At 72.3% G+C, this 26,999-nt stretch carries 24 protein-coding genes; 19 read left to right on the top strand and 5 right to left on the bottom strand.

The genetic code is table 11. The features are described from left to right. Positions 1-554 precede the first annotated feature (554 nt). Complete coding sequence (locus AB0M02_RS18695; protein ID WP_364228279.1) at positions 555-1,919, bottom strand: hypothetical protein; 1,365 nt, start codon at positions 1,917-1,919, stop codon at positions 555-557. Between AB0M02_RS18695 and AB0M02_RS18690 the strand changes: the two genes are divergently transcribed. Continuing rightward, positions 1,878-2,960 carry a hypothetical protein gene (locus AB0M02_RS18690; RefSeq protein WP_364228277.1) on the top strand — a complete coding sequence of 361 codons (1,083 nt, stop codon included), beginning with the start codon at positions 1,878-1,880 and terminating at the stop codon, positions 2,958-2,960. The genes AB0M02_RS18695 and AB0M02_RS18690 overlap by 42 nt on opposite strands. Then, positions 2,957-3,961 carry an HAD-IIA family hydrolase gene (locus AB0M02_RS18685; protein ID WP_364228275.1) on the top strand — a complete coding sequence of 335 codons (1,005 nt, stop codon included), beginning with the start codon at positions 2,957-2,959 and terminating at the stop codon, positions 3,959-3,961. The genes AB0M02_RS18690 and AB0M02_RS18685 overlap by 4 nt, the downstream gene beginning before the upstream one ends. 7 nt (positions 3,962-3,968) lie before the next feature. On the opposite strand, the gene AB0M02_RS18680 is transcribed toward AB0M02_RS18685, so the two are convergent. After that, entirely contained in the window at positions 3,969-4,268 is a 300-nt protein-coding gene (locus tag AB0M02_RS18680) for a hypothetical protein (protein ID WP_364228273.1), read from the bottom strand. 180 nt (positions 4,269-4,448) lie between these two features. Here AB0M02_RS18680 and AB0M02_RS18675 point away from each other — a divergent pair, with 180 nt between their 5' ends. After that, positions 4,449-5,696 carry a methyl-accepting chemotaxis protein gene (locus AB0M02_RS18675; protein WP_364228271.1) on the top strand — a complete coding sequence of 416 codons (1,248 nt, stop codon included), beginning with the start codon at positions 4,449-4,451 and terminating at the stop codon, positions 5,694-5,696. A gap of 45 nt (positions 5,697-5,741) precedes the next feature. Here the strand turns inward: AB0M02_RS18675 and AB0M02_RS18670 are convergent, their stop codons facing one another. After that, complete coding sequence (locus tag AB0M02_RS18670) at positions 5,742-6,077, bottom strand: SCP2 sterol-binding domain-containing protein (RefSeq protein WP_364228269.1); 336 nt, start codon at positions 6,075-6,077, stop codon at positions 5,742-5,744. Positions 6,078-6,172: 95 nt separating this feature from the next. Between AB0M02_RS18670 and AB0M02_RS18665 the strand changes: the two genes are divergently transcribed. From AB0M02_RS18665 to AB0M02_RS18605, 13 genes are all read left to right on the top strand, one after another. Then, positions 6,173-7,105, top strand: coding sequence for a hypothetical protein (locus AB0M02_RS18665; protein ID WP_364228268.1), 933 nt, complete (start codon positions 6,173-6,175; stop codon positions 7,103-7,105). A gap of 4 nt (positions 7,106-7,109) precedes the next feature. Then, positions 7,110-7,451 carry a hypothetical protein gene (locus AB0M02_RS18660; RefSeq protein WP_364228267.1) on the top strand — a complete coding sequence of 114 codons (342 nt, stop codon included), beginning with the start codon at positions 7,110-7,112 and terminating at the stop codon, positions 7,449-7,451. 24 nt (positions 7,452-7,475) lie between these two features. Continuing rightward, a complete protein-coding gene (locus AB0M02_RS18655; RefSeq protein ID WP_364228265.1) occupies positions 7,476-8,297 on the top strand; it encodes a TlyA family RNA methyltransferase in 822 nt (273 codons plus the stop codon). Continuing rightward, positions 8,294-9,181, top strand: a complete 888-nt coding sequence (locus AB0M02_RS18650; protein ID WP_364228264.1) for an NAD kinase — start codon at positions 8,294-8,296, stop codon at positions 9,179-9,181. Before AB0M02_RS18655 ends, AB0M02_RS18650 begins: the two co-directional genes overlap by 4 nt. A gap of 53 nt (positions 9,182-9,234) precedes the next feature. Continuing rightward, positions 9,235-10,992, top strand: coding sequence for a DNA repair protein RecN (gene recN, locus AB0M02_RS18645; protein WP_364228262.1), 1,758 nt, complete (start codon positions 9,235-9,237; stop codon positions 10,990-10,992). 64 nt (positions 10,993-11,056) lie between these two features. Further along, positions 11,057-12,250: a putative cytokinetic ring protein SteA gene (steA, locus tag AB0M02_RS18640; protein WP_364228293.1), complete on the top strand. Its 1,194-nt coding sequence runs from the start codon at positions 11,057-11,059 to the stop codon at positions 12,248-12,250. Positions 12,251-12,257: 7 nt separating this feature from the next. Then, positions 12,258-13,187: a copper transporter gene (locus AB0M02_RS18635; RefSeq protein WP_364228260.1), complete on the top strand. Its 930-nt coding sequence runs from the start codon at positions 12,258-12,260 to the stop codon at positions 13,185-13,187. Positions 13,188-13,208: 21 nt separating this feature from the next. Continuing rightward, the gene (locus tag AB0M02_RS18630) at positions 13,209-14,042 is read left to right on the top strand and encodes a hypothetical protein (RefSeq protein WP_364228258.1); all 834 of its coding nucleotides are present in this window, start codon (positions 13,209-13,211) and stop codon (positions 14,040-14,042) included. Next, on the top strand, positions 14,039-15,640 hold the full coding sequence (locus AB0M02_RS18625) for a lipid II flippase MurJ (protein ID WP_364228256.1): 1,602 nt from the start codon (positions 14,039-14,041) through the stop codon (positions 15,638-15,640). The genes AB0M02_RS18630 and AB0M02_RS18625 overlap by 4 nt, the downstream gene beginning before the upstream one ends. Further along, positions 15,637-16,749: a glycosyltransferase family 4 protein gene (locus tag AB0M02_RS18620; protein WP_364228254.1), complete on the top strand. Its 1,113-nt coding sequence runs from the start codon at positions 15,637-15,639 to the stop codon at positions 16,747-16,749. The genes AB0M02_RS18625 and AB0M02_RS18620 overlap by 4 nt, the downstream gene beginning before the upstream one ends. Beyond that, the gene (locus AB0M02_RS18615) at positions 16,746-18,980 is read left to right on the top strand and encodes a hypothetical protein (RefSeq protein WP_364228252.1); all 2,235 of its coding nucleotides are present in this window, start codon (positions 16,746-16,748) and stop codon (positions 18,978-18,980) included. Before AB0M02_RS18620 ends, AB0M02_RS18615 begins: the two co-directional genes overlap by 4 nt. Before the next feature lie 133 nt (positions 18,981-19,113). Then, the gene (locus tag AB0M02_RS18610; RefSeq protein ID WP_364228250.1) at positions 19,114-20,793 is read left to right on the top strand and encodes a CTP synthase; all 1,680 of its coding nucleotides are present in this window, start codon (positions 19,114-19,116) and stop codon (positions 20,791-20,793) included. 1 nt (position 20,794) lies between these two features. After that, positions 20,795-21,346, top strand: a complete 552-nt coding sequence (locus AB0M02_RS18605) for an NUDIX hydrolase (protein ID WP_364228248.1) — start codon at positions 20,795-20,797, stop codon at positions 21,344-21,346. A gap of 38 nt (positions 21,347-21,384) precedes the next feature. On the opposite strand, the gene AB0M02_RS18600 is transcribed toward AB0M02_RS18605, so the two are convergent. Then, complete coding sequence (locus AB0M02_RS18600; protein ID WP_364228247.1) at positions 21,385-21,990, bottom strand: DUF4937 domain-containing protein; 606 nt, start codon at positions 21,988-21,990, stop codon at positions 21,385-21,387. 81 nt (positions 21,991-22,071) lie between these two features. On the opposite strand from AB0M02_RS18600, the gene AB0M02_RS18595 reads away from it, so the two are divergent. Beyond that, positions 22,072-23,595, top strand: coding sequence for a glycosyltransferase family 39 protein (locus AB0M02_RS18595; RefSeq protein WP_364228245.1), 1,524 nt, complete (start codon positions 22,072-22,074; stop codon positions 23,593-23,595). Here AB0M02_RS18595 and AB0M02_RS18590 read toward each other — a convergent pair. After that, the gene (locus tag AB0M02_RS18590; RefSeq protein WP_364228244.1) at positions 23,587-24,786 is read right to left on the bottom strand and encodes a barstar family protein; all 1,200 of its coding nucleotides are present in this window, start codon (positions 24,784-24,786) and stop codon (positions 23,587-23,589) included. The two genes, AB0M02_RS18595 and AB0M02_RS18590, sit on opposite strands and share 9 nt — an antisense overlap. Before the next feature lie 127 nt (positions 24,787-24,913). Here AB0M02_RS18590 and ald point away from each other — a divergent pair, with 127 nt between their 5' ends. Together ald and AB0M02_RS18580 are read left to right on the top strand one after the other, a co-directional pair. Next, positions 24,914-26,029: an alanine dehydrogenase gene (gene ald, locus AB0M02_RS18585; RefSeq protein WP_364228242.1), complete on the top strand. Its 1,116-nt coding sequence runs from the start codon at positions 24,914-24,916 to the stop codon at positions 26,027-26,029. Then, a complete protein-coding gene (locus tag AB0M02_RS18580; protein ID WP_364228291.1) occupies positions 26,026-26,946 on the top strand; it encodes a site-specific tyrosine recombinase XerD in 921 nt (306 codons plus the stop codon). Before ald ends, AB0M02_RS18580 begins: the two co-directional genes overlap by 4 nt. Positions 26,947-26,999 lie beyond the last annotated feature (53 nt).

The following is a 26,999-nucleotide window of genomic DNA, read 5'->3' as shown; positions in this document are numbered from 1 at the left end:
CACATTCCGAACCCGGTAGCTAAGCCCGCCAGCGCCGATGGTACTGCACTCGGGAGGGTGTGGGAGAGTAGGACGCCGCCGGACTCAACGTGAACGGTCGAGGGCCGCCCCACCACGGGGTCGGCCCTCGACTGCGTTTATGAGCGAGTCCCCTAGTAACTTTGTGTATCGAGAACAGCGTGTGTCGAGGCAAGGCCACCCGGGCCGAGGGCCCGCCGCCGTACTGGAAGGAATGATCCGTGAGTACAGGACCGCAGGACGGCGGCTCCAGCAACCGCGACGACGACCGGCGCCCCGCCCGCGGCCGGGACGGTGACCGTGGTGGCTACCAGGCCGGCGGCTCCCGTGGCGGCGACCGCGGCGGCTTCCGTGGCGGCGACCGTGACCGTGGTGGCGACCGCGGCGGGTTCCGTGGTGGCGACCGTGACCGTGGTGGCTACCAGGGCGGCGGTGACCGTGGCGGCTCGCGCGGCGGTTACCAGGGCGACCGTGATCGTGGCGGCGACCGTGGCGGCTTCCGCCGCGACGACCGTGGCGGTTACCAGGGTGGCGGCTCACGCGGAGTCGAGCGTGGCGGCTCCCAGGGTGGCGGCTTCCGTGGCGGTGACCGTGACCGTGGTGGTTACCAGGGTGGCGGCGACCGCGGTGGTTACCGTGGCGGCGATCGTCCCCAGGGTGACCGCGGCGGGTTCCGTGGCGGTGACCGCGACCGTGGCGGTTACCAGGGCGGCGGCGACCGTGGCGGCTTCCGCCGTGACGACCGTGGCGGCTCCCAGGGCGGCGGGTTCCGCGGTGGCGACCGTGACCGTGGTGGTTACCAGGGTGGCGGCGACCGCGGTGGTTACCGTGGTGGCGATCGTCCCCAGGGTGACCGCGGCGGGTTCCGTGGCGGTGACCGCGACCGTGGCGGTTACCAGGGCGGCGGCGACCGCGGTGGATTCCGTGGTGGCGATCGTCCGCAGGGTGACCGCGGCGGGTTCCGCGGTGGCGACCGTGACCGTGGTGGTTACCAGGGCGGCGGCGACCGCGGTGGTTACCGTGGTGGCGATCGTCCCCAGGGTGACCGCGGCGGGTTCCGCGGTGGCGACCGTGACCGTGGTGGTTACCAGGGTGGCGGCGACCGGGGCGGTTACCGTGGCGGCGACCGTGACCGTGGTGGCTACCAGGGCGGTGGCGACCGTGACCGCGGTGGTTACCAGGGCGGCGACCGTGACCGTGGCGGCTTCCGTGGCGACCGTCCGCAGGGTGGCCCCCGGGAGAGCTTCCAGGGTGGCGACCGCGGCGGATTCCGCGGCGGCGACCGTCCCCAGGGTGGCGGCTACCGTGGCGACCGCGAGCGGACCGACCGTTCGTTCGGTGACCGCCCGCGCGGCGACCGTCCGTTCAACGACCGCCCCCGTGGCGACCGCCCGCAGGGCGACCGTGGCGGCTACCAGGGCGGCAGCGGGTTCCGTGGCGGCGACCGTCCCCAGGGCGACCGCGGCGGGTTCCGCGGAGGCGACCGTGACCGTGGTGGTTACCAGGGTGGCGGCGACCGGGGCGGTTACCGTGGCGGCGACCGTGACCGCGGTGGCTACCAGGGCGGTGGCGACCGGGACCGTGGTGGTTACCAGGGTGGCGGCGACCGCGGTGGTTACCGTGGTGGCGACCGTGACCGGGGCGGCTACCAGGGCGGTGGCGACCGTGACCGTGGGGGCTTCCGTGACGACCGGGGTGGCTTCCGTGGCGACCGTGACCGGGGCGGCGACAGCCGGGACCGCGGTGGCTTCCGTGGTGACAGCGCGGCGACCGACGACGGCCAGCAGGCATTCCAGTCGCCCGACATCCCCGAGGACGTCGTCGCGACCGACCTCGACCAGGAGGTACGCGACGAACTCGTGAGCCTCGCCCGCGACGTCGCCGACAAGGTGGCCCGTCACCTGGTCGCCGCCGGCCAGATCATCGACGACGACTCCGAGCTGGCGCTGCAGCACGCGATCGCCGCCCGCCGGCTGGCGTCGCGGATCTCGGTGGTGCGTGAGGCGGTCGGCCTGGCGGCATACGCTGCCGGCGACTGGACGACGGCCATCGCCGAGTTGCGTACCTACCACCGGATGACCGGCAAGCAGACGCACCTGGCCGAGCTGGCCGACTGCGAGCGCGCGCTGGGACGTCCGGAGCGTGCCATCGACCTGTTCCGTGGCGCCGACGTCGCGAAGCTGGAGAAGGGCGGCGCGATCGAACTGCTGATCGTGGCGGCCGGCGCTCGCGGCGACCTCGGTCAGCACGACGCCGCTGTGGCGATGCTGCAGGTGCGCGAGCTGACCGCGGACGAGCAGGCCGACTGGACGGCCCGGCTGCGCTACGCCTACGCCGACGCCCTGCTCGCGGCCGACCGCCGCGACGAGGCCCGGGAGTGGTTCTCACGCGCCGCCGCGGCCGACGAGGACCAGCTCACCGACGCGGCCGAGCGCCTCCTCGAACTCGACGGCGTCTCCATCGAGGGCGACGACCTCGACGAGGACGACGACGAGACGGCCCCGACCGACTCCGCAGAGTCAGACCGCGACGAGGACGACGAGGACGACGAGTCGCCCCGCAGTCTCAACGAGGACGACGACGAGGACGACGACGAGTCGCCCCGCGGTCGCAGCGAGGACGACTACGACGAGGACGACTACGAGGAGGGGGCGGCGCTCGGTGAGGGCGGCTTGGACGACGGTGACGAGGACGACTTCGACGAGGACGACTACGACGAGGACGACCTCGACCTGGAGGACGAGCGTGCCCGGCTGGCCGGCACCGACGTCAACTCCGACGGCCTCGACGCCCCGCAGGTCACCGACGGTGTGACCGGCTCCGAGGAGGAGCCGGCTCCGGCCGGTGGCGCCGAGGGGCGGACCGGCGGGGTTGCCGACTCGGCGGAGAAGCCGCGGGACGAGTTCGTCGGCCGGCCGGAGGACGAGCGGCCGCAGGCATGACCGACCATCTGGTAGGCGGCTACGACCTGGTCATCTTCGACCTGGACGGCGTCGTCTACCTGATCGACAAGCCGATCGCGGGCGCCGCGGAGGCTGTCGAGCGGCTGCGCGCCGATGGCGTCACCGTGGCGTACGCGACAAACAACGCGTCCCGCCGCGCCGCCGACGTCGCCGCGTTGCTCACCGGCATGGGTGTCAGTGCGGAGCCGGCCGAGGTCCTCACCTCGGCCGGCGCCGCCGCGGCCCTGCTGGCCGAGCGGCTCCCGGCCGGCTCGCCGGTGCTGGTGGTCGGCGCGGACGCCCTGCGCGACGAGGTCCGTGAAGCGGGCCTCGACCCGGTTCTCTCGGCCGAGGACGCCCCGGTCGCGGTGGTTCAGGGGTACGGCCCGGAGGTCGGCTGGAAAGCCCTCGCCGAAGCGGCCCTCGCCGTCCGGGCCGGTGCCACCTGGTTCGCCACCAACACCGACCGCACCTTGCCCAGCCCTCGCGGCCCGCTGCCCGGCAACGGCTCGCTGATCGCGGTACTGCGCACCGCCCTGGACCGCGACCCCGACGTCGTGGTCGGCAAGCCCCAGCCCGGCATCTTCACCGCCGCCGCCAAGCTCTCCGGATCCGAACGCCCCTTGGTCGTCGGCGACCGCCTCGACACCGACATCCAGGGCGCCGTAACCGCCGGCATGCCGAGCCTGCTCGTCCTGACCGGCGTAAGCGGCCCGGCCGACCTGCTGGCCGCCCCACCAGACCGCCGCCCCACCTACGTGGCCACCGACCTCTCCGCCCTGTTCCGCCCCGCTGAGGACGCCCGACTCCCGGCCCCGGGCTCACCGGCCATCGGCTGGCGCGTCACCCGCGACGGCGGCCGCGCGACCCTGGACGGCTCCGGCGACCCGGTAGACGCGTTACGCCTCCTGTGCGGCGTCACCTGGGACGGAGTTTCACCGTCGGCACTGACCGGCGGGTCACCCGAAGCCACCCGTCTGCTGAGCTCCTGGAACCTCTGAGACCACGTCAGCGGCGCGGACGGATCCTGGTGATGTCGGCCAGCATGTGGCCTCCGTGCTGGGCGGCGTCGTCGATGAGCGGCGTCGTGGGGTTGCCCTCGCTCGTGGGCCTGGCCGGCGGCGTGTAGTGGCGGCGACGAGGTAGCGGGGCGTCCGGGTCGATGTGCAGGAGGCCGTCGACGAAGGCCATGACCGGACCGGACATCCAGTCGAAGTCGGGTACAGAAACCTGCTCGGCGCGTTCGTGCAGGTTCGCGGCGGTCACCGTGTCGTCGATGCGCGGGTGGCCGGGGCGGGGACGATTCATGATCCCTCCCAGGTGCCAGGCCGGCCGGACTGCCGGCCTCGTGGTTCCCTCATCCCATCGTCGCACCGAAGGCGGGCGGAACCCCGTCCGTTACGCCTTCTGCGCGACAAAGGTCAAGGCTGCGCGTTCGCGGTCGATCAGGGGAGTGTGAGTTCGCTGACACTTCCACGGGGCGCACGGTTGTCCGAGGCGTCATGGCGGGCACGGCACCGCATCGTGAGCCGGCTGCTCTGGTTCCACGCGCCGGTGTTCCTGGTGATCGGGATCCTCGGGCCCCGGGCACCGTGGGAAGCGGTCCTCCTCTCGCTGGCGGTCGCGGCGTGGGCCGCGGTCGGGCCGGTGCTGCCTTCCCCGAAAGCGAAGGCTTCACACGTCAGCGTCGGATTGATCGCGTGCACGCTGATCGCCATCGAGCTCACCGGCGGCGAGATGGCAACCCACATCCATCTGTACGCGGTACTGATCTTCGTGGCGCTGTACCAGCAGTGGGCGCCGCTCGCGTCGGCGATCGGCGTCGTGGTGGTCCACCACGCGGTCCTGGGCCTGATCCAGCCGGAGCGGGTGTTCGGTGAGCACCACATGGGCTTCGCGGCGGCGCTCGGGATGGTCGTCGTGCACGCCGGGCTGCTCACGCTCGAGGTGGTCGGCATCATCGTGTTCTGGCACTTCGCGGAGCAGGCGGAACGGGAGAACGAGGAACTGTCACGTCAGGCCGACCAGGCCCGGCGGGAGGTGGAGCAGGCCGAGCACGAGGCGCAGGAGCGGGCCGCCGAGGATCTGCGGTTGCGTTCGGAGGAGACCGCGGAGAACGCTCGGCGACTCACCGCGGACGTGGCCGGGATCAGCTCGGAGGCGCACGCCGCGATCTCGGCCGTGGCCGCCGTCGACCGCGAACTGGCGGCGCTCACCGCGTCGGTGCAGGACATCGCGTCCCGCTCGGCCGCGGCCGCGAGCACGGCCTCGGACGGCAAGGACGCGGCGGCGTCGGCGGGCGAGAAGGTACGCAAACTGGAGCAGTCGGTCAGCGAGATCGCCGACGTCAACGCGATCATCGCCTCGCTGGCCGAACAGACGAACCTGCTCGCGCTGAACGCCACGATCGAGGCCGCCCGTGCGGGTGAACTCGGCAAGGGCTTCGCGGTGGTGGCCGGCGAGGTCAAGGACCTGGCCCGGGAGACCGCCTCCTCGGTCGAGAAGGTCAATCAGGTGATCACCGCGATCGTGGCGGAGACCGACGACGTGGCGCAGACGTTCGCGTCCACCACCGGCGCGGTCGACGGCATCCACGACCTGCAGCTCAACATCGCGTCCTCGGTGGAGGAACAGGCCGCGGTGCTCGCCGAGGTCACCATGCAGCTCTCGAACGCGACCGCGGCCGCCGACCAGGTGCTCGCCGGGCTGCAGAAGCTCTCCGCGCAGGGCTCCTGAACGATTGCACCGCCGCTCCCGTACCTCAGGGCGCAGTGGGTGCGATCAGAGGAGCTTGCGGAGCTTGAGCAGGTCGAACGGGTTGGCCTTGACGGTGATCTGCCGGGCGGCGATGGCCCGTGTGACGTCCAGCCGGCCCTGGACCAGCGCGATCAGGTTGTCGCTCGTCGCGATCAACGCGATCTTCGCCCGGGGGTCGTCGCCGTCGGCGATGTCGATCAGCCGGCCGCCGGTCAGCCGCCCGTGGAACGCCGTCTCCAGGTCCGTGACCCGGCAGGCGAGCGTCCGGTCCAGGTCGAGCCTGCCCTGCGCGTCCGCGTTCGCGGCGAGCTTGGCGGCCAGATCGTGCAACGCCTGGCGGCACTCGTCCACGGTGGCCATTCGCACCCTCCCTCACGACACCAGCACGGTACCCCAGGAACTTGTTAGGGGTGCCCGGTAGCGTGGCACCCGACACGGCGAGAGGAGGCGAGATCATGACGGATGCATGGCGTGCGTATCTGGATTTGGCACTCGGGTTGACGGAAGCACCCCGCAAGAAGGCGCAGCAGGTGGCCGGTGAGCTGCTCAGCAAGGGCGGTGCCACGGCAGCGCAGCTGCAGGGCCTGGTGGAGGACCTGGTCTCGGCCGGAGTGGCGAACCGTGAGGCGTTGACGAACATCGTCCGCTACGAGGTGGACCGCGCGCTCGGACGGGTGGGACTCGCCACCGCGGACGAGGTGTCGGACCTGACCACACGCGTACACGATCTGGAACGGCAGCTGCGCGAGGCGCAGGCCCGCGCCACGGCGGCGGAGAGCGCGTCGGGGACCGGCGGGACGCGGCTGGACAAGCCGGCGCCGGCGCCGCGGCCGGTGAAGAAGGCGGTGGCCAAGAAGGCCGTCAAGGCCAAGCCGAACGCGATGCCGGCAGCCGGCACCGCTCCGGCCGTGCCGCAGGGCAACGCCGCGGCGGCCGGCCCGGCCGCCGAGACCGCCGGGGTGACCGCACCCGAGCCGGCCAGGAAGGTCGCGGTCAAGAAGGTGGCGGCCAGGCAGACGCCGGCGAAGACCACGGGCACGCCGGTAAAGAAGGCGACGGTGGCCAAGCGGACCCCGGCGAAGAAGACGGCACCCGCCCTGGACCAGACGGCACCCGCCGGGACCACGGCCCCGCCGGTGGCCCCGGTGACGGCGGCCGCCGCAGCGACTGAGCTGCCCCCTACGACGCCGGCTACCCCGGGGACGAGCGCGCCGAGCAAGCGGGCGCCGCGCAAGACGGCAGCCGCCGGAACGGCAGCCCCCGAGAAGAAGGCGGCGGCACCTCGCAAGGCGGCACCTCGTAAGGCAGCACCTCGTAAGGCGGCGCCGCGCAAGGCGGCGCCGCGCAAGGCGGCGGGCACCACCGGCACCGAGTCCCCGGAGGCGTGAGCTCGTGACGTTCCCACACTCGCCGCAGCCCGGCCCGCGCCCGGGACCGCCGCCCGGCGGCTTCCGGCCGGGACCGCCGCCCGGCGGCTTCCGGCCGGGACCGCCGCCCGCCTACCGCCCCGCACCCGCACCCGGCGCGCAGCAGGGCACGTCCCCGGCCGATCACGAGCCTGGCGCGGGCGGGCACGGGGAGGCGTGGAACGGGGAGGACACCGGGCACCCGGCGGTTGACGCGGTGCTACGGTCGCTCGCCAACGCCGCGCGGCTGGCGCCGGCTGAGCAGATTGCCGAGTACGAGGCCGCGCATCAGGTGCTCCAGGAAACTCTGGCGAGCATCGACCGCTGAGACCCGTACGCTAAAAGGATCTTTATGGCCCGCCGTGCGCGACTGGACGCTGAGCTCGTCCGCCGCAAGCTTGCTCGTTCCCGGGAACAGGCCGCCGCGCTCGTCGCGGACGGCCGGGTGCAGGTCCGGGGCACCGTCGCCGGGAAGGTGGCCGCCATGGTGGACCCGGCCGACCCGATCGTGGTGACCGGGGAGGATCCGCAGACCGAGTACGTGTCACGCGGCGGCCACAAGCTGGCCGGCGCGCTGAACGGCTTCGGGCGACTGGCCGTCGAGGGACGCCGCTGCCTGGACGCCGGCGCCTCCACCGGCGGCTTCACCGACGTGCTGCTGCGTGCCGGAGCCCGGCAGGTGGTGGCCGTCGACGTCGGGTACGGCCAGCTCGCCTGGCCGATCCGGACGAACGAGCGGGTCGTGGTGCAGGAGCGCACCAACGTCCGCACGCTGACGCCCGAGGCGATCGGCGGCCCGGTCGATCTCACCGTGGCCGACCTGTCCTTCATCTCGCTGCGGCTCGTGCTGCCCGCGCTCGCCGCCTGCACCGCGCCCGACGGCGACCTCGCGCTGATGGTGAAGCCACAGTTCGAGGTCGGCAAGGAGCGCGTCGGTACGGGTGGCGTGGTCCGCGACTGGCGGCTGCGCGCCGAGGCCGTGCTGGACGTCGCCGCCGCGGCCGCGGAGCTCGGGCTGGGTGTCGTGGACGTCACCGCGAGCCCGTTGCCGGGCCCGAGCGGGAACGTGGAGTTCTTCGTGTGGTTCCGGCGGGACGCACCGCCGGCGGACCGGGAGAAGATCGAGGCCGTGGTCGAGGCCGGTCCCGGGACCCAGCTCAAGGAGGAGAAATGACCCGCTCGGCCCTGCTGGTGACGCACACCGGCCGCCGGCAGAGCACCCAGCACGCCCGCGCGGTGTCGCTGGACCTGCTCGCGGCCGGCTTCGAGGTGCGGGTGATCGCCGACGAGGTCGCCGATCTGGACCTCCCCGAGGGGGTCCTGCCGGTCGACGACCCGGACGCGGCCGAGGGCGTCGAGATCGTGATGGCGCTCGGCGGCGACGGCACGTTCCTGCGCGCGGCCGAGCTGGCCCGCCCGGTGAAGGCGCCACTGCTCGGCATCAACCTGGGCAAGGTGGGCTTCCTCGCCGAGGCCGAGATCGATCACATCGATCAGGCCGTCGCGGACGTGGTGGCCGGCGAGTACACCGTGGACGAGCGGCTCACGCTGGACGTCCGCGCGGAGTACGACGGCCGCCTCATCGCCGAGTCCTGGGCCCTCAACGAGGTCACCGTGGAGAAGGGGCAGCGGGCGCAGATGCTCGAACTGCTCGTCGACGTGGACGGCCGCCCCCTGTCCCGGTACGGCTGTGACGGTGTGGTTTGCGCCACACCCACCGGGTCGACGGCGTACGCGTTCTCCGCCGGTGGACCGGTGGTCTGGCCCGAGGTCGAGGCGCTGCTGCTGGTCCCGATCAGTGCGCACGCGCTGTTCAGCAAGCCGCTCGTGACCGCACCGACGTCGACGTTCGTGCTGACGGTCGACCCGTACACGTCCTTTGCGGTGCTCTGCTGCGACGGCCGCCGGACCTGGGACCTGCCGCCCGGCTCGACCGTGACCGTCGAACGGGGTCAGCTGCCGGTCCGCCTGGTCCGTCTGTCGCCCCGTCCGTTCACGGACACGCTCGTGGCCAAGTTCGAGTTGCCGGTGGTGGGCTGGCGAGGGAATCGACGCTGATCAGAGCTACCCGCGGTGGGCAGATGTCGGTGGGTCCCGTTACTGTCTGCCCTGTGCTGGAGGAGTTGCGCATCACCGGGCTCGGCGTCATCGACGACACGACGCTGAGGCTCACGTCCGGGATGAATGTGATCACCGGTGAGACCGGTGCCGGTAAGACCATGGTCGTGACCGGTCTCGGACTGCTGTTCGGTGGCCGCGCCGACGCCGGCCGGGTGCGCGCCGACCCGGGCCGCGCGGTGGTCGAGGGCCGGCTGCGGCTGGCCGGGTCCCTGGGCGACGCGGTGCGCACCCGGGTGACCGACGCCGGTGGCGAGGTCGACGACGACGGTTCGGTGCTGCTCAGCCGCACGGTGACCGCCGAGGGCCGGTCCCGGGCGCACGTCGGCGGCCGCAGCATGCCGGTGTCGACGCTCAGCGAGCTCGGCGAGCAGGTGCTCGCCGTGCACGGCCAGTCCGACCAGCTGCGCCTGTTGCGCCCGTCGGAGCAGCGTTCCGCGCTGGACCGGTTCGCCGGCCCGGAGCACGAGAAGCTGCTCGACGGCTATCGGGAGTCGTTCACCCGGTGGCGCGCGGTCGTGGAGGACCTGGCCGACCGGCGCCGCAACGCACGGCAGCGCTCGCAGGAGGCCGACCTGCTCAAGCTCGGCCTGGACGAGATCACCCGGGTGGACCCGCAGCCCGGCGAGGACGAGGACCTGCGCAACGAGGTGCAGCGGCTGGAGCACGCCGAGGGGCTGCGGATCGCCGCCGCCCTGGCCGCGCAGGCGCTGGCCGGGGGCGTGGAGGCGACCGAGGACACGCCGGACGCGACCCAGTTGCTCGGCACCGCCCGCCGCACCCTCGAGGGGCAGGCCGGGGTGGATCCCGCGCTCGGTGACCTGGCCGCCCGGATCGAGGAGGCGGCGACCCTGGTCGGTGACGTCTCCTCGGAGCTCTCGGCCTACCTGAGCTCGCTGGACGCCGACCCGGCCCGGCTGGAGGCGATCTACGAGCGGCGGGCCGCGCTGCGCGGGCTGACCCGGAAATACGCCGACGACATCGACGGCGTGATCGTCTGGGCGGAGAACGCCCGGACCAAGCTGAGCGAGCTGGACACCTCCGACGAGCTGCTGGAGGAGCTGGACAGGGAGCGGCAGCGGCTGGCCGCGACGGTCGGCGAGCTGGCCGGGCGGCTGACCGCGGCGCGCCGGGAGGCGGCGGTGCGGTTCTCCGAGGCGGTCAGCGTGGAGCTGGCCGGTCTGGCGATGCCGCACGCCCGCGTCGAGGTGGCGGTGCTGACCCGGCCGCCGTCGCGCGACGAGCCGACCGTCACGGTCGACGGGCAGGACCTGGCCGCCGGTGCGGACGGCGCCGACGAGGTGGAGCTGCGGCTGCTGGCTCACCCGGGCGCCCCGGCCCTGCCCCTGCAGAAGGGCGCGTCCGGCGGTGAGCTGTCGCGGGTGATGCTGGCGATCGAGGTGGTGTTCGCCGGTGCCGGTGGACCGCCGACGCTGGTCTTCGACGAGGTGGACTCGGGTGTGGGCGGCACGGCCGCGGTGGAGATCGGTAAGAGACTGGCGCGCTTGGCGCGTACCCATCAGGTCCTGGTCGTGACGCACCTGCCGCAGGTCGCCGCATTCGCTGATCGGCACCTCGTGGTCGCGAAAGACACCGGAGGCGCGATCACTACGAGTGGTGTCCGGATCGTGGAGGAGACCGAGCGGGCCAGGGAATTGTCCCGGATGCTGGCTGGTTTGCCGGATTCCGACCTGGGTATCGCTCATGCTGAGGAGTTGCTCTCCGTGGCAGCCCGGGAGAAGCGGGCATGATACGTCCTATTTGTCAGTGAGCTGGCGCATGTCGCGGGGGGAAGGCATGCGCAGGCATGTCAGGATGGCCGGGATGCGACTTCCCATTCCCACGCTCCGCCGCTCGCGCGGCGCCGAGCCGGGCCCGGTCTCTGGCCTCGCCCGGCTCGACCGGCGGACCAAGCGCCTGACCGGACGGCTGCGCCCCGGCGAGATCGCCGTGATCGACCACGTCGACATCGACCGGGTCGCCGCCGATTCGCTGGTGGCGGCCGGTGTGCTGGCGGTGCTCAACGTGAAGCCGTCGATCTCCGGGCGCTATCCGAACCTGGGTCCCGAGGTGCTCGTCCAGGGTGGTGTGATCCTGGTCGACAACCTCGGCGAGGACGTCTTCCAGGGCATCCGCGAGGGCCAGGTGGTCAGCATCGAGGGCAGCGCCGTGCTGCTCGACGGCGAGCCGGTGGCCACCGGTGTGCGGCAGGACGCGGAGAGCGTGGCCAAGTCGATGGCCGACGCCCGCGAGGGACTGTCGGTGCAGCTCGAGGCGTTCGCCGCGAACACCATGGACTATCTGAAGCAGGAGCGCGACCTGCTGCTGGACGGCGTCGGCGTGCCGGACGTGCAGACCAGCATCGCCGGGCGGCACGTGCTGATCGTGGTGCGCGGCTACGACTACAAGGAGGACCTGGACGTCCTCCGGCCCTACATCCGGGAGTACAAGCCGGTCCTGATCGGGGTGGACGGCGGCGCCGACGCGCTGGTGGAGAACGGCTACACCCCCGACATGATCATCGGGGACATGGACTCGGTCACCGACGACGTGCTGCGCTGTGGCGCCGAGGTGGTGGTGCACGCCTACCCGGACGGCCGCGCGCCCGGCCTCGAGCGGGTGAAGAACCTGGACGTCGACGCGCTGACCTTCCCCGCGGCGGCCACCAGCGAGGACCTCGCGATGCTGCTCGCCGACGAGAAGGGCGCCTCGCTGATCGTGGCCGTCGGCACCCACGCGAACCTGGTGGAGTTCCTCGACAAGGGCCGCGGCGGCATGGCGTCCACGTTCCTGACCCGGCTCAAGGTCGGCGGCAAGCTGGTGGACGCCAAGGGCGTGAGCCGGCTTTACCGGCAGAGCATCTCCGGGTCGGCGCTGCTGCTCCTGGTGCTCTCCGCGGTGGCGGCGATGGCCTCCGCGGTGGCAGTGTCGACGGTGGGAAAGGCCTATCTCACCGTCGTTTCCGAGTGGTGGGACAATCTGGTGTTCCAGCTCAGCAATCTTTTCTGAGGGCGTTGTGATCAATTTCCGGTACCACGTGGTGTCGCTCACCGCGGTCTTCCTCGCGCTCGCGATCGGCCTGGTGGTGGGCACCACCGCGCTCAACGGCCCGGTGTCGGAGAACCTCAAGGATCAGCTGAACGCGCTGAAGAAGGACAACGACGTCAAGCGCGACACGGTCAACCAGTTGCGCGACGAGACCAACCGCAACCAGGACTTCGCCGCCGAGATGGCGCCGTACGGGCTGGCCGGCACGCTGGCCGGGCGCAAGGTGGCGGTGGTGACCCTGCCGGGCGCCGGCGACCAGTCCGAGGGCGTGCTGAAGATGCTGAACGTGGCCGGCGCGACGGTGACCGCCCGGATCACCGTGGAGGAGAAGTTCCTCGACCCGGCCCAGAGCAACGTGCTGCTCGACCTGGCCGACGGGTCGTCGCAGACCAGCATCCCGGCGTCCGGCCTGCCGCAGAACAGCGACGGGGTGGAGACGGCGAGCGCGTTGCTGGCGCTGACCGTGCTGACCGGCACCACCACGCCGACGCCGGACGACGTGACCACCGTGCTGACCGCGTTCGCCCAGGCGGGCTTCATCGCCGTGGAGGAGAAGGCGATCGGCGGCGCCGAGGGCATCGTGCTGGTGGCGGGCCCGCCCGCGACCGACAAGGAGGCGCCGCGCAAGAGCCAGAACGCGGTCATGCTGGCCAATCAGCTCGGCAAGAACCGGCCGCTCGTGGTGGCCGGTGACGGCGCCGGCGAGGGCAACCTGGTCGCCGGCGTCCGCAACGACCCGGCGCTCGTGAAGCTCATCTCCACGGTGGACAACGTGAGCACGGTCCAGGGCCAGGTCGCGACCGGTATGGCCACCGCCGAGCGCATCGTGCAGAACCGCGTGGGGCAGTACGGCCTGACCGCCGGCGCGACCTCGATGGTCCCGGCGCCGGTGCAGTAACCACGTCTAGACTTCTCGGCCATGGCTTTCCTCCGCTCGTTCGGCATCGGCGCGTCGGTGGCGCGCACCACGCTGGCCTGGGTGCGCAACGACCAGAACGCGCCGAGTCTGAGGCGGCTCAACTTCGCCGGGCGTGAGGTGACCCTCGCCGGTGGGCCGGCGCTGGCAGCCGGTGCGACAGTGGGCGCGGCCTTCGGTGCGCGGAGCGCCCGGCTGAAGGCGGCCGCGGTCACGGCCGGCGCGGTGAGCGGTGCGGTCGGCTTCTACGACGACATCGTCGGCAACCGCCCGGAGCAGAAGGCGGCGAAGGGTTTCGCCGGTCACCTGGGCGCGCTGCGCGAGGGCCGGGTCACCAGCGGCCTGCTCAAGATCGCCGGGGTCGGCGCGGCCGGGCTGGTGGCGTCGGCGCTGGTCGGCAGCGACCGCCCGAGCCGGTTCGGGCGTGGCGTGGACGTGCTGCTCGGTGCCGGTGTGATCGCCGGGACGGCAAACCTGCTCAACCTTCTGGACCTGCGCCCGGGCCGGGCGATCAAGGCCGGCGCGATCCTGGGCGCACCGCTCGCGGTGGGCCGCAACGCGTCGATGACCGCCGGCACGCTGGGCGCGAGCGCGGCGCTGCTGCCGGCCGACCTGGACGAGGAGATCATGCTCGGCGACGCCGGGGCGAACGCGCTGGGCGCGCTGCTCGGGCTGGCGTTCACCGCGCGGGCCGGCACCGGCGCTCGGGTGGCGGCCCTCGCGGCGCTGGCGTCGCTGACGGCGGCGAGCGAGAAGGTCAGCTTCACCAAGGTCATCCAGGACACGCCATGGCTGCGTTACGTCGACGAGCTCGGCCGCCGGCCAAACAAGGCGTGACCACGGGTAAGAGCACCGCCGTCAAGATCGCTGGTGCGGCCGCTCTCATCACGGTCCTGACGGTCCTGGCCCGGCTTGCCGGGTTCGGCCGCACCCTGGTGTTCTTCTACACCGTCGGCGAGGGCGGCGACGCCGGGCTGGCGAACGTCTACTTCGCCGCCAACACGGTCCCCAACATCGTCTTCGAGCTGGTCGCCGGCGGCGCCCTCGCCAGCCTCGTCGTCCCGCTGGTGGCCGGTGCCGCGGCCGCCGGGGACACCCGCCGGGTGAGCGAGGTCGGTTCCGCCCTGCTCACCTGGGTGCTGACGCTGACCATCCCGCTGGCTGTCGTGGTCGCCCTGCTCGCCGGGCCGATCACCGGGCTGCTCGACGGCGTGCCGCCCGAGCACCAGGAGGTCGCCGCGCGGATGCTGCGGATCTTCGCGCCGCAGCTGCCGCTCTACGGCGTCGGCATCGTGCTGACCGGTCTGCTGCAGGCACACCACCGGTTCGCCTGGCCGGTGATCGCGCCGCTGCTGTCCAGCGTGACGGTGATGAGCGCCTACCTGACCTACGCCGCGATCGACGGGGCGCGTACCGGTTTCGACGGCCTCAGCCGCGCCGGCGAGCTGACCCTGTCGGTCGGCACCACCCTCGGCGTCGTCGTGCTCAGCCTCTGCCTGGTGATCCCGGTGAGCCGGCTGCGGCTGCGGTTGCGGCCGTCCTACCGGTTCCCCGGCGGCGAGGGCCGCCAGGCGGTCCGGCTGGGCTGGGCCGGGGCGGTCACAGTCGGCGCCCAGCAGGTGGCGCTGGCGCTGATCGTGGTGCTCGGCGCCCAGCAGATCGCCCGGTTCACCGGTGCGCAGACGGTGTTCCTGCTGCCCTGGGCGATCCTCGCGGTGCCGCTGGCCACCGCGGTCTATCCGCGGCTCGCGGACGCCTACGAGCGCCGCGACGAGGACTCGTTCGCCGCGTCGCTGTCCGGGACCGCCCGCTCGATCGTGCTGCTGGCCGGTCTCGGCACCGCCGCGCTGGCCGGTCTGGCCGCACCCGCGGCGCGTCTGATGAACGCACCCGGCGCCGCGCCCGGCATCGTCGGCTTCGCGCCGGGCCTGATCGGGTACGCGCTGTTCGCCCTGCTGTCACGGGCGCTCTACGCGAGGGGCGCGACGGCCGCCGCCGCGGTCGCCTCCGCCACCGGCTGGCTCAGCGCCGCCGCCGCCGTGATCGGCGTCACGGCGGGGCTCGACGGTGGGCGGGCCCTGTTCGGGCTCGGCCTGGCGAACGCGCTCGGCATGACCGTGACCGGTGTGCTGCTCGTGCTGGCCGTGCGCCGTCACGCCGGCCCGTCCGCGCTGGCCGGGCTGACGAGGGCGAGCGTGGCCGCCGTGGTCGCCGCCGGGCTCGCCGCGGCGGCCGGATGGGGCACGGTGACCGGGCTCGAGTCGGCGTTCTGGCCGACCCCGGGCGTGTTCGCCGCCCTGGCAGAAGGCATGCTGGGCGGAGTCGTGGTGGGAGCGGTGTTCCTCGCGGTGGCTTTCGCGCTCGACCGCCGGGACCTGTCACCGCTGGCCACGACGGTGCTGCGGCGGTTTTCGAGGGGAGAGCACGGTTCGTGAGCGGTGACGACGGTTGGCGCGGTTCGGTCGTGCTGGTGCTGGGCTCCGCCACGGGCGGCACCGGCGGGCACGTCGCCTCGCTGGCCCGCGGCCTGCTGGCGTCCGGGTGCCGGGTGCTGGTCTGCGGCCCGGCGGCGACCGACGCGCACTACGGGTTCAGCGCCTCCGGGGTGGACTTCGCGCCGGTGGAGATCCCGGCCGACCCGGGCCCGCAGGACTCCGGAGCGATCCGGGCACTGCGCAAGGCGGTCGCCGGCCGGGACGCCGAGGTGATCCACGCGCACGGTCTGCGGGCCGCCTTCGTCGCGGCGATCGCGCGCACCGGCGTACCCCTGGTGGTGACCTGGCACAACGCCGTGCTGGCCAAAGGTCTCAAAGGCCAGGCCGGCGCCCTGCTCGAACGGATCGTGGCGCGCAGCGCCGCGCTGACCCTGGGTGCCTCGGAGGATCTGGTGCAGCGCGCCGTCGCGCTCGGTGCGAAGAACGCGCGGCTGGGGCCGGTCGCGGCGCCGGACCTGGCACCCCCGCGCCGCAGCCGGTCGGCGGTGCGTGCCGAGTTCCGCCTGCGCGGTGACACCCCGCTGATCCTGTCGGTCGGTCGGCTGCACCCGCAGAAGCACTACGACCTGCTGGTCGACGCGTCCGCCCGCTGGCGCGAGCTGACCCCCGCGCCGGTGGTCGCGGTCGCCGGCTCCGGGCCCAGCTACATGCCCCTGGCACAGCAGGCGTCGCGGCTGCACGCGCCGTTCCATCTGCTCGGGCACCGCACCGACGTGCCGGACCTGCTGCTCGGTGCGGACCTCGCGGTGATCACCAGCGACTGGGAGGCCCGCCAGCTGTTCGCCCAGGAGGCGCTGCACGCCGGTGTGCCGCTGATCACCACGGCGGTCGGCGGGCTGCCCGGCCTGGTCGGCGACGCGGCGGTGCTGATCCCGCCGGGCGACCTGGACGCGCTGGACGAGGCGGTGCGGCGGATGCTGGCCGACCCTTCGCTGCGCGCCGAGTACGCGTCGCGCGGACCACGACAGGCCGCCACCTGGCCGACCGAGAAGGACGTGGTCGACGCGGTGCGCTCGGCGTACACGGAAGTAGCGGCGGTTCGCCGGTGACGGCGGCGCCACGGTGGCTGGACGGGCTGCGGCGGGTTCCGCGGCCGGGCACTCCGCGCGGGCGGCGTACCCGGGGCTGGGTCCCCTATCTCGTGGTGGCGCTGATCGCCGTGGCCGCGCTGGCCGGGCTGACCGTCCGGCCGGCCGAGCAGACCCACCCCGGCAGCGCGGACTACGTGGTGATGGCGGCCGCGGCCGGACTGCGCTGGGAGGATCTCGACCCGGAGCGCACCCCGGCGCTGTGGCGAGAGGCCAGTCTCGGGTCGGTGGGCTGGCTTTCGGTACGGTCCGCGCGTTCCGTCACCTGCCCGTCGGACGGCTGGCTGACGCTGGGCGCGGGTAACTTCGCGGCCTGGCGTACCGGCGAGTCCGACGGTCGATGCCCGGAGGCGGCACCGCAGCTGAACCAGCCCGACAAGTTCGGCGCCAGCGTGGTCGAGCAACCCGTGGTCGTCCGCAACAACCAGGACCGGATGCCGTACGGCACGACCCCCGGCGCGCTGGCCGAATCGGTGCGCTGCACGGTGGCCGTCGGGCCGGGAGCGGCCATCGCCGCCGCGCGCCCGTTCGGACGCGTCGACCGCTACCTGCCGGAACTGCCCGCCGACGCCGCCGAACTGCTCGACGACTGCGTGCTGAGCATCGTCGACCTCGGCACCATCACCGGAACCGGCGCCCAGCGCCAGGCGGCCGTGGCGGCGGCCGACGCGACGCTGGCACGGGTGCTCGCGGCCCGGCCCGAGCGCTCGCTCATGATGATCGCCGGGGTGGCCGACACCGAGCGCGCGTCCCGGCTGCACGTCGCGATCGCCGAGGGCCCGGGCTGGCAGGGCGGCTGGCTGACGTCGGCCAGCACCGGCCGCGACGGCTACCTGCAGCTCGTCGACCTCGCGCCCACCGTGCTCTCGGTGCTGGAACGCCCGGCGCCGGAGAAGCTTTTCGCCGGGTACGCCGCGACGGTCTCACCGGACCGCCCGGACGACCCCGCCGAGGCGATGCAGGGCGAGCACGACGCGGACCGGCGGGCCATCGCCCAGCGCGGCGTCGCCCAGATCTTCTTCACCGTGCTGGCGATCGCCCAGTTCGTGCTCTTCGCCGCGGTCGTGCCGGTGCTGATCCGGGCCCGGCGGCACGCGGGCCCGGCCGGTCCGCCGCTCCCACCGCCGCGTCTGGTGGCGCTCGCCGAGTCGGCCCTGATCGCCGCCGGGCTGGCCATCCCGGCCGCGCTGGTGGCCGACCTGGCGCCGTGGTGGACCGCCGACCACCCGGCGTGGCTGTTCGGGTCGGCGACGGCGGCACTGATGCTGGCCGGCACGGCACTGGTCCGGCTCGTACCACGGTTCTCCAGCACGCTCTGGCCGATGGCGTCGGTCGCCGCGATCAGCGCCGTGGTGGTCGCGGCGGACCTGCTCACCGGGGCGCGCCTGCAGCTCAACGGCGTGGCCGGATACTCGACCGTGCACGGCGTCCGGTACGCCGGACTCGGCAGCGTCGGCCTCGGCGCCTTCGTGGCCGGCCTGCTGATCCTGGCCGGATGTCTCGGCCAGTGGGTGAGCCGCCGGTGGCGCCCGGTGGTCATGGTCTTCCTCGGCGGCGTGGGTGTCGTCATGGTCGGCAGCCCGTACCTGGGTGCCGACCCGGTCGGCGCGATCGCGGTGACGCTCGGCGTGTGCGTGGCGGCCGCCATGAGCCGCGGCGGCTGGCTGACCTTCTCGAGATTCGGCTGGGCCGCCCTGGCCGGGCTCGTCGTGACGGCCGGGTTCGCGGTGTTCGACCTGAGCCGCTCGCCGCTGGAGCAGGGCACGCTGGGCCGGTTCCTGACCGCGCTGGGCAACGGTACGGCCGGCCCGGCGATGCAGCGGGCCGCCGGAGCGAACGGGCAGGCGCTGCTGGACAGCTCGCTGACGCTGCTCGCGCTCGGCGGGGCGCTGATGCTGGCGTTCTGCCAGTTCTCGCCCTGGGGCGGGCTGAACCGGCTGTTCGGGCTCCACCCGGCGGTGCGCGCCGGACTGGCCGGCACGACCGTGGCGACGCTGATCGCCGGTGTGCTCGGCGGGACCGCGCTGGGCGCGGCCGGTGCCGCCGCGGCGGTCGCGGTGCCGGTGGTGGTGCTGACCGTGCTGCGGGTGCTGCTGCACGCCGCGGACCGGACCCCGCCGCCCGGGGAGACCGACGGACCGGGCGGCCCGTCGCTGCGCAAATCCGACGAAGATCCCGTCGTAGTGCGCTAACGCCTATCTGACACGCAGGCCCACCAGCCCGAACGTGGCGCGACCGGCAATCAGTGTTACGGTGAACTCCCGTGGATGGGGCCCGGCCCCGGCCTCAAGATCTGAATTGACTGGCGGACCACGGGAGCGGGCCTTGGCCTCAACAGTGCGCGACACGCGGCACATCTTCGTCACCGGGGGCGTCGCCTCCTCGCTGGGCAAGGGCCTCACCGCCTCCAGCCTCGGCAATCTGCTGACCGCCCGCGGGCTTCGCGTGGTCATGCAGAAGCTGGACCCCTACCTGAACGTCGACCCCGGCACCATGAACCCGTTCCAGCACGGTGAGGTCTTCGTCACCGAGGACGGCGCGGAGACCGACCTCGACGTCGGCCACTATGAGCGCTTCCTGGACCGGGACCTGTCCGGCAAGGCGAACGTCACGACCGGCCAGGTGTATTCGGCGGTCATCGCCCGGGAGCGGCGCGGTGAGTATCTCGGTGACACCGTGCAGGTCATCCCGCACATCACCAACGAGATCAAGAGCCGGATCTTCGCGATGGCCGACCCGGACGAGAACGGCCTCGTCCCGGACGTGGTGATCACCGAGGTGGGCGGCACCGTCGGCGACATGGAGTCGCTGCCGTTCCTCGAGGCGATCCGTCAGGTGCGCCACGAGGTGGGCCGTGACCACGTCTTCTACCTGCACGTCTCACTGGTGCCCTACCTGGCACCGTCGGGCGAGCTCAAGACCAAGCCGACCCAGCACTCGGTGGCGGCGCTGCGCAACATCGGTATCCAGCCGGACGCGCTGATCTGCCGCAGCGACCGGGAGATCCCGGAGAAGCTCAAGCACAAGCTGGCGCTCTACTGCGACGTCGACCGGGAAGCCGTCATCGCCTGCCCGGACGCGCCGAGCATCTACGACATCCCGAAGGTGCTGCACGACGAGGGCCTGGACGCGTACGTGGTGCGCCGTCTCGGCCTGTCGTTCCGCGACGTCAACTGGAAGACCTGGAACGATCTCCTCGAGCGGGTGCACCACCCGAAGCGGACGATCACGATCGGGCTCGTCGGCAAGTACGTGGACCTGCCGGACGCGTACCTGTCGGTCACCGAGGCGATCCGGGCGGCCGGCTTCGGCAACACCGTGAAGATCCAGATCCGGTGGGTGCCGAGCGACGACTGCCAGACGCCGTCCGGCGCGGCCACGGCGCTCAAGGGCGTCGACGGCATCGTCATCCCGGGCGGCTTCGGCGTCCGCGGCATCGAGGGCAAGGTCAACACCTCACGGTACGCGCGGGAGAACGGCATCCCGATCCTCGGGCTCTGCCTCGGCCTGCAGTGCATGACGATCGACGCGGCCCGCAACCTGGCCGGGCTCTCGGGTGCCAACTCCGTCGAGTTCGACGAGAAGGCGCCCTACCCGGTGATCTCCACGATGGCCGATCAGGAGGACATCGTCGCCGGCAAGGGTGACCTGGGCGGGACGATGCGCCTGGGTGCGTACCCGGCGAAGCTCAGGGACGGCTCGATCGTCGCCGAGGTGTATGGCGACACGGAGATCTCCGAGCGGCACCGGCACCGCTACGAGGTGAACAACGACTTCCGCGACAAGCTGTCCCAGGCGGGCCTGGTCTTCTCCGGCACGTCACCGGACGGCCGGCTGGTCGAGTTCATCGAGCTGGACCGCGACGTCCACCCGTACTTCGTGGCGACCCAGGCGCACCCGGAGCTGAAGAGCCGCCCGACCCGGCCGCACCCGCTGTTCGACGGGCTGGTCAAGGCGGCTGTCACGTACAACGCCGCCGACGAGCTGCCCGTCGAGGCCTCCTGAGATGGCCTTCGCTCACGAGACGGTCTCCCGGACCGAGCGGTACGACGGCGCGATCTTCTCGGTCTACACCGACGAGGTCACCATGTCCGACGGCGGCACCGCCGCCCGCGACGTCGTCGAGAACCGCGGTGCGGTGGTCGTGGTCGCCCTCGACGACCAGGACCGGGTAGTCCTGATCAAGCAGTACCGGCACCCCCTCGGCGCCACGATCTGGGAGCTGCCCGCCGGCCTGTGCGACGTCGAGGGCGAGGACCCGGCGGTCACCGCCGCCCGCGAACTCGCCGAGGAGGCCGACCTCACCGCCGGCCGCATCGAGCCGCTGATCAACCTGCACACCTCGCCCGGCTTCAGCAACGAGTACGTCCAGCTGTTCGTCGCCCGCGACCTGGCGCCGGTCCCGGAGACCGATCGCCACCACCGGGAGGCCGAGGAGGCGGACCTGGAGGTGCACCGGGTCCCGCTGGACGAGGCCGCCGACATGGTCCTGCGCGGCGAGATCACCAACGCCGCCGCGGTCGCCGGCATCCTCGCCGCCGCACGCACCAGCGCCTGAGGTCCCGCGTCTCTCCATCCACCATGGAGAGACGCGGGTCAGGGGGCTGCGAGGGTCCACGTGGGGACCACGTCGATCTGGTCGCCGGTGATGGTGGCCAGGTCGAGGTGGGCCTCGGATTCGAGGCGGAGGGCTGGGAAGTAGGACTTCTGGTATCGCGCGTGGTCGGCCTCGGAGCGCCAGGCTGAGAGGACCAGGAAGTCGGCTGGGTCGCGGTGGCTGAAAACGGCGCCGAGGAAGCCGGGTGCGCGTTTCATTCCCGGGGTCCAGATGGTGCTCTGTGCGCGTACGAAATGGCTCTGACGCCCGGGATGCACCTGGCAGGAAGCGAACCGGAGCAGTGCGGCGCCGGCGAAGCCGGCCTGGAGTGGCGCGTCGGCTGAGAAGAGACGGACCTCGGTGGCGGTGTAGGTGCCGGACTGCGGAGCAGCCAGCCGATCGTGCGGGCCCCGCATGAAGGCGTCGTAATCTGACTGATTCCGCCAACTGGCGAAGAGGTGCGCGCGGTCGGGTGAGGACCGGCTCCAACCGCCCATCTGACCGAGAAAGCCCGGCAGCGAGCACAACTCGCCCCAGCCTGCCTGGGCGGCGGAGAACGCCGCGCGATCGGTGACCGTGCAGGTGACGAATTTGAAGATGTACATCGGCTGACCGTTCTCTGACGTGGTGCTCGGGCGGGGATGTCGTCGGCTACATTGCGGCGGATCTTCGCGCACGGGGGACAAGTGAACACAAGGCATCACGCTGGGCTGATTCTGATCCTGGTGCTGGCGGCGGTGGCCCGGCTCTTTCGATTTCCGTCGGTGCCGCACGGGCTGAACCAGGACGAGGTGTCGGCGGGCTACGAGACGATGGCGCTGCTGGCCGCCGGCACCGACCGGTGGGGCACCCGCTGGCCGGTCTATTTCACCGCGTTCGGCAGCGGCCAGAACGTGCTGCTGTCGTACCTGAACATGCCGTTCGTCGCGGTCCTCGGGCCGACGCCGCTGGGTCTGCGGCTGCTGCCCGCGCTGCTCGGGGTGGCGACCGTCGGGCTGGTCTACGCGCTGACCGCCACGGTCGCTGATCGGCGGGCCGGGCTGATCGCGGCGTTGCTGCTCGCGCTCTGCCCGTGGCACGTGATGATGTCGCGCTGGTCACTCGAGTCGAACCTGCTGCCGCCGGTCATGCTGTTCGCGGTCTGGGTGCTGGTGGTGGCGTACCGGTCGCCGCGCCGCTGGCTGATGCCGCTGTCGCTGGCGCCGATGGCGCTGACCTTCTACGCGTACGCCGCCGCGACGCTCGTGGTCGCCCTGTTCGTGGCCGCGTTCCTGGCAACCGAGTGGCGGACCGTGCGCGCCCGGCCGGGAGCCGTGGCCGCGAGTGTCGGCGTGTTCGGGTTGCTCTCCCTGCCGTACGGGTTGTTCCTGCTCGTCAATCATGTGACGAAGCAGGCGCTGCCGTTCGTCCCGCTGCTGCCCGGCAGCCGGGTCAGTGAGATCAACACGGACGGCATGATCGTCGAGAATCTGCGGTTCTTCCTGTACGGCTTCGACGACGGTATGCCCTGGAACGTGCTGTCGCCCTACCTGCCGTTGGGGCTGGTCGTGATCCCGCTGGCCGCGGTCGGCCTGCTGTTCGCGGTGCGGCGGCGGGCGTGGCCGATTGTGATCTGGGCGGCCGCCGCGCTGCCGATGGTGTTTCTCATCCAGCTCAACGTCAACCGGTTCAATGTGATCTTCCTTCCGTTGATCATGCTGGCGGCGATCGGGATGGACGATCTCGCGCGGTCGATGCGCGGCGCGCGGGCCGGAACGGCGGTGATCACCGCGCTGCTGTCGGTGGCGCTGATCTACAACACCGTGTTCGTCGTCGACTACATCCGTGGGTACAACGACACGGTCCGGGTGGATTTCAGCGACGGCATCGGCGGGGCGCTGAGGGTCGCCGCCAGGAACGCCGAGCCCGGCGAGCCGGTTTACGTCTCCGAGGTCGTGCCGCTCAACTACCTCTACGTGCTGTTCCACCAACGGGTCGACCCACGGGACTTCCGCGAGCAGTCCGAATACTACATTTCCGAAAAAACGTATTTTGTCCGTAACGTGAAGCAGTACTACTTCCACGCTTCCGACCCGGCGCTGCTGGCGGCGCCGACCTACGTGGCGATGTTCCGTGAGGACGAGAAGGCGACCTGCGCCGGGACCGACCCCGACAACCGCACGCTCCTGGCGACCGTCGGAAGCTTCCGCGTCGTCCGCTGTCTAGCGTAGGTCCACGTCGACCCCGTCACCCGCCAGCAGGTCGAGCAGCTGTTCCATGGTCAGCGCCGGCGCCCACCACCGCTGGTCGTACCCCGGCACCAGGCTCGACTGCGCGACCGCCGAGTCGTGCCACACCAGCCGGAACCCGGGCGCGACGCCCCAGCCGCCGAGCAGGCAGTCGTGCAGCGCGCCGAGGTTCCAGCCGAAGTATCCGCCCGGGCCGTTCACCGCCTCACCGATGGCGCAGTAGAAGCCCTCCTCGTCGGTGATGTGCCGCCCGTCGAGGTGGATCGTGGCGCCGGGTTTGCGGTCCGGCGCGCTCCGGTGGTGTGCGAGCGCGGCGCCGGCCCACTCCTGGCGCAGCTCGCGGTCGTGCACGGCCCAGCCGTTGGCGTCGGCGGGGCGGCCGGCGCGCCAGTGTTCCCAGACGCCGCGAGCCCGGGCCGGGCGGGGCGGGCCGACCGCGTCGGCGTACGTGGGCTCGAACATCACGTCGACCAGGCCGTCGCCGCGAGGGGAGGGGCGTACGCCGGCCACCTCGGCGCCGAGTCCGGTATCGAGCAGCCGGGTGGCGGTGCCGTCGCGGGCGACCGTGAAGATGGAGGCGGTGACCCAGCGTCGGTGCCGGGCGGTGCCGCCGCGTTCCAGGGCGTCCAGGGCCCGCAGCAGCCGGGCGCCGGGGCGGCAGCCGATCAGGGTGGCCGGGCGCAGGGCCGGCGCGGGCCGTTCGCGGAAGACCCCGGTGACGCCCCCGCAGGCGCCGAAGTCCTCGTCGCCGTCGGCGGCGATGCCGGTGAGCAGGAACCCCTCGGCGTCCGACGGGGCCCGCTCGGCGTGCCGCGGGCCGTCCTGGCGCAGCCGTCCTTCGAGGACGACCTCCAGAGGGCCGTGCCGGCCGGAGCGGCGAGCGTCCACGACGGTTACGTCGAGTAACTCCTCGGCGCATTCCCAGCAACCCGGCGGGTGTTGTGAATTGGCCGGATGCACGGCTTCCAGACCGATATTGCCCAGCCAGGAGGGCCCGGTGCCGTCGCAGGCGGCGCGCAGCCGTCCACCCGGGACACAGTCCAGCAGCGTGTAGCGCTCGACCGGGGGTTCCGCGGGGTCGGCGAACAGCCCGTCGATGTCGGCGCACGTGGCGACGACGTTGTCACCGTCGTCGATGGTCTCGTCGACCAGGAGCCAGGGAAGGCCGATCATCGAGCGACCGTACCGCCTCGCCCTCAACGTGTGTATACCGGGACATGCGGCGCGACCTGGGACGTCTCCGGGGGTACTCTCCGCGCAAGGGGACTTGCTCAGCGTTGAGAAAGGACGGTGTCGGCTCGTGAAGGTCGGCATTCCCAGCGAGGTCAAGAACAACGAGTTCCGGGTCGCGATCACGCCCGCGGGCGTCTTCGAGTTCACCCGGGCCGGACACGACGTCTATGTCCAGGCCGGCGCCGGAAACGGTTCGTCGATCACGGACAGTGACTTCATCGCGGCGGGCGCGACGATCCTGCCGGACGCCGACGCCGTGTGGGGCACCGGCGATCTGATCCTCAAGGTCAAGGAACCGATCCCGGAGGAGTACCACCGGATGCGGCCGGGACAGGTGCTCTTCACCTACCTGCACCTGGCGGCGTCCAAGTCGTGCACTGACGCGCTGCTGGACCGGAAGGTGACCGGTATCGCGTACGAGACGGTGGAGCTGCCGGACCGGTCGCTGCCGCTGCTCGCGCCGATGTCCGAGGTGGCCGGCCGGCTGGCGCCGCAGGTCGGGTCGTACCACCTGATGCGGCAGGGCGGCGGGCGCGGCGTGCTGATGGGTGGCGTGCCGGGGGTCTACGCGGCCAAGGTGGTGGTGATCGGCGCCGGCGTGTCCGGGCTGAACGCGGCCGCCATCGCGCTCGGCATGCAGTCCGAGGTGCTGCTGCTGGACAAGAACGTGGCACGGCTGCGGGCGGTCGACGCCGACTACCGCGGTCACGTGCAGACGATCGCTTCGAACGCGTACGAGATCGAGAAGGCGGTCCTCGACGCCGACCTGGTGATCGGCGCGGTGCTGGTGCCGGGAGCGAAGGCGCCGACGCTGATCTCCAACGAGCTGGTGTCACGGATGAAGCCGGGCAGCGTGCTCGTCGACATCTCGATCGACCAGGGCGGGTGTTTCGAGGACTCGCACCCGACGACGCACGACGACCCGACGTACCGCGTGCACGAGTCGATGTTCTACTGCGTGGCGAACATGCCGGGAGCGGTGCCGCACACGAGCACCTACGCGTTGACGAACGTGACTCTCCCGTACGCTGTCGAACTGGCCAACCGCGGCTGGCGCGACGCTCTGCGCACCGATCCGGCGCTCGCCGCCGGCCTGAACACGTTCGACGGCCAGGTCGTCTACGGCCCGGTCGCGGAGGCGCACGGCATGCGCTCGACACCCCTGACGGAGGTGCTCCGCTGAGTCTCGACCGGACCGTGCGGGCCTACCTCGACCACCTCGCCGTCGAGCGGGGGCTGTCGCGCAACACGCTCGCGTCCTACCAGCGGGACCTGGACCGCTATGTCACCCAGCTGGGTGAAGCCGGCATCGAGGAGATCGGCCAGATCCGTGAGGCCGACGTCACCCGGCACCTGGCCGGGTTGCGCGAGGGGGGACTGGCGTCGGCCTCCGCGGCGCGGGCCATCTCCGCGGTGCGCGGCCTGCATCGCTTCGCGGTCCGCGAGCGCCTGGCGCCACAGGACGTGGCAGCGGACGTACGCCCGCCCGCGCCGCCGAAACGCCTGCCCAAGGCGCTGGACGTCGATCAGGTCGAGCGGCTGCTCGCGGTGCCCGCCGCGGACTCGCCGCTCGGCCTGCGCGACCGGGCGATCCTGGAGTTCCTCTACGGCACCGGCGCGCGGATCTCCGAGGCGGTCGGCGCCGACATCGACGATCTGGACCTCTCCTCGGCCGCCGAGTGCTCCGCGATCCTGCGGGGCAAGGGCGGGCGCACCCGGGTGGTTCCGGTGGGCGGTTACGCGCGGACCGCGTTGGAGACCTATCTGGTACGCGCGCGGCCGCTGCTCGCCGCCGCGGGCCGTGGCACTCCGGCGATCTTCCTGAACGCCCGTGGCGGACGCCTCTCCCGGCAGAGCGCCTGGACCGTCCTGCACCGCTGCGCCACAGTGGCCGGTCTTCCGGTGGACGGTCCGTACGCGGTCTCGCCGCACACGCTGCGTCACTCGTACGCCACGCATCTGCTCGATGGAGGTGCCGACGTCCGGGTGGTTCAGGAACTGCTGGGACACGCATCAGTCACCACGACGCAGGTGTATACGCTGGTGACCGTCGAGCGCCTGCGGGAGGTGTACGCCACCTCTCACCCTCGCGCTCGTTGAAAGCTGCGTACCAGTAGGTGCGACACGCCGAACGGCTGACCCCTTTAGGGGTG

Origin of the sequence: Actinoplanes sp. NPDC051861 (genome assembly GCF_040681145.1) — a bacterium.
Classification (GTDB): Bacteria; Actinomycetota; Actinomycetes; order Mycobacteriales; family Micromonosporaceae; genus Actinoplanes.
The sequence above is the reverse complement of the archived record's forward strand: the minus strand, read 5'-3'. Positions and strand labels throughout refer to the sequence as shown.

Excerpts from the sequence above, each read along its gene's own strand:
- AB0M02_RS18685 (WP_364228275.1), top strand. The coding sequence starts at position 2,957 with ATGACCGACCATCTGGTAGGCGGCTACGACCTGGTCATCTTCGACCTG.
- AB0M02_RS18680 (WP_364228273.1), bottom strand. The coding sequence starts at position 4,268 with ATGAATCGTCCCCGCCCCGGCCACCCGCGCATCGACGACACGGTGACC.
- AB0M02_RS18670 (WP_364228269.1), bottom strand. The coding sequence starts at position 6,077 with ATGGCCACCGTGGACGAGTGCCGCCAGGCGTTGCACGATCTGGCCGCC.
- AB0M02_RS18665 (WP_364228268.1), top strand. The coding sequence starts at position 6,173 with ATGACGGATGCATGGCGTGCGTATCTGGATTTGGCACTCGGGTTGACG.
- AB0M02_RS18655 (WP_364228265.1), top strand. The coding sequence starts at position 7,476 with ATGGCCCGCCGTGCGCGACTGGACGCTGAGCTCGTCCGCCGCAAGCTT.
- AB0M02_RS18650 (WP_364228264.1), top strand. The coding sequence starts at position 8,294 with ATGACCCGCTCGGCCCTGCTGGTGACGCACACCGGCCGCCGGCAGAGC.
- steA (WP_364228293.1), top strand. The coding sequence starts at position 11,057 with ATGGCCGGGATGCGACTTCCCATTCCCACGCTCCGCCGCTCGCGCGGC.
- AB0M02_RS18630 (WP_364228258.1), top strand. The coding sequence starts at position 13,209 with ATGGCTTTCCTCCGCTCGTTCGGCATCGGCGCGTCGGTGGCGCGCACC.
- AB0M02_RS18605 (WP_364228248.1), top strand. The coding sequence starts at position 20,795 with ATGGCCTTCGCTCACGAGACGGTCTCCCGGACCGAGCGGTACGACGGC.
- AB0M02_RS18600 (WP_364228247.1), bottom strand. The coding sequence starts at position 21,990 with ATGTACATCTTCAAATTCGTCACCTGCACGGTCACCGATCGCGCGGCG.
- AB0M02_RS18590 (WP_364228244.1), bottom strand. The coding sequence starts at position 24,786 with ATGATCGGCCTTCCCTGGCTCCTGGTCGACGAGACCATCGACGACGGT.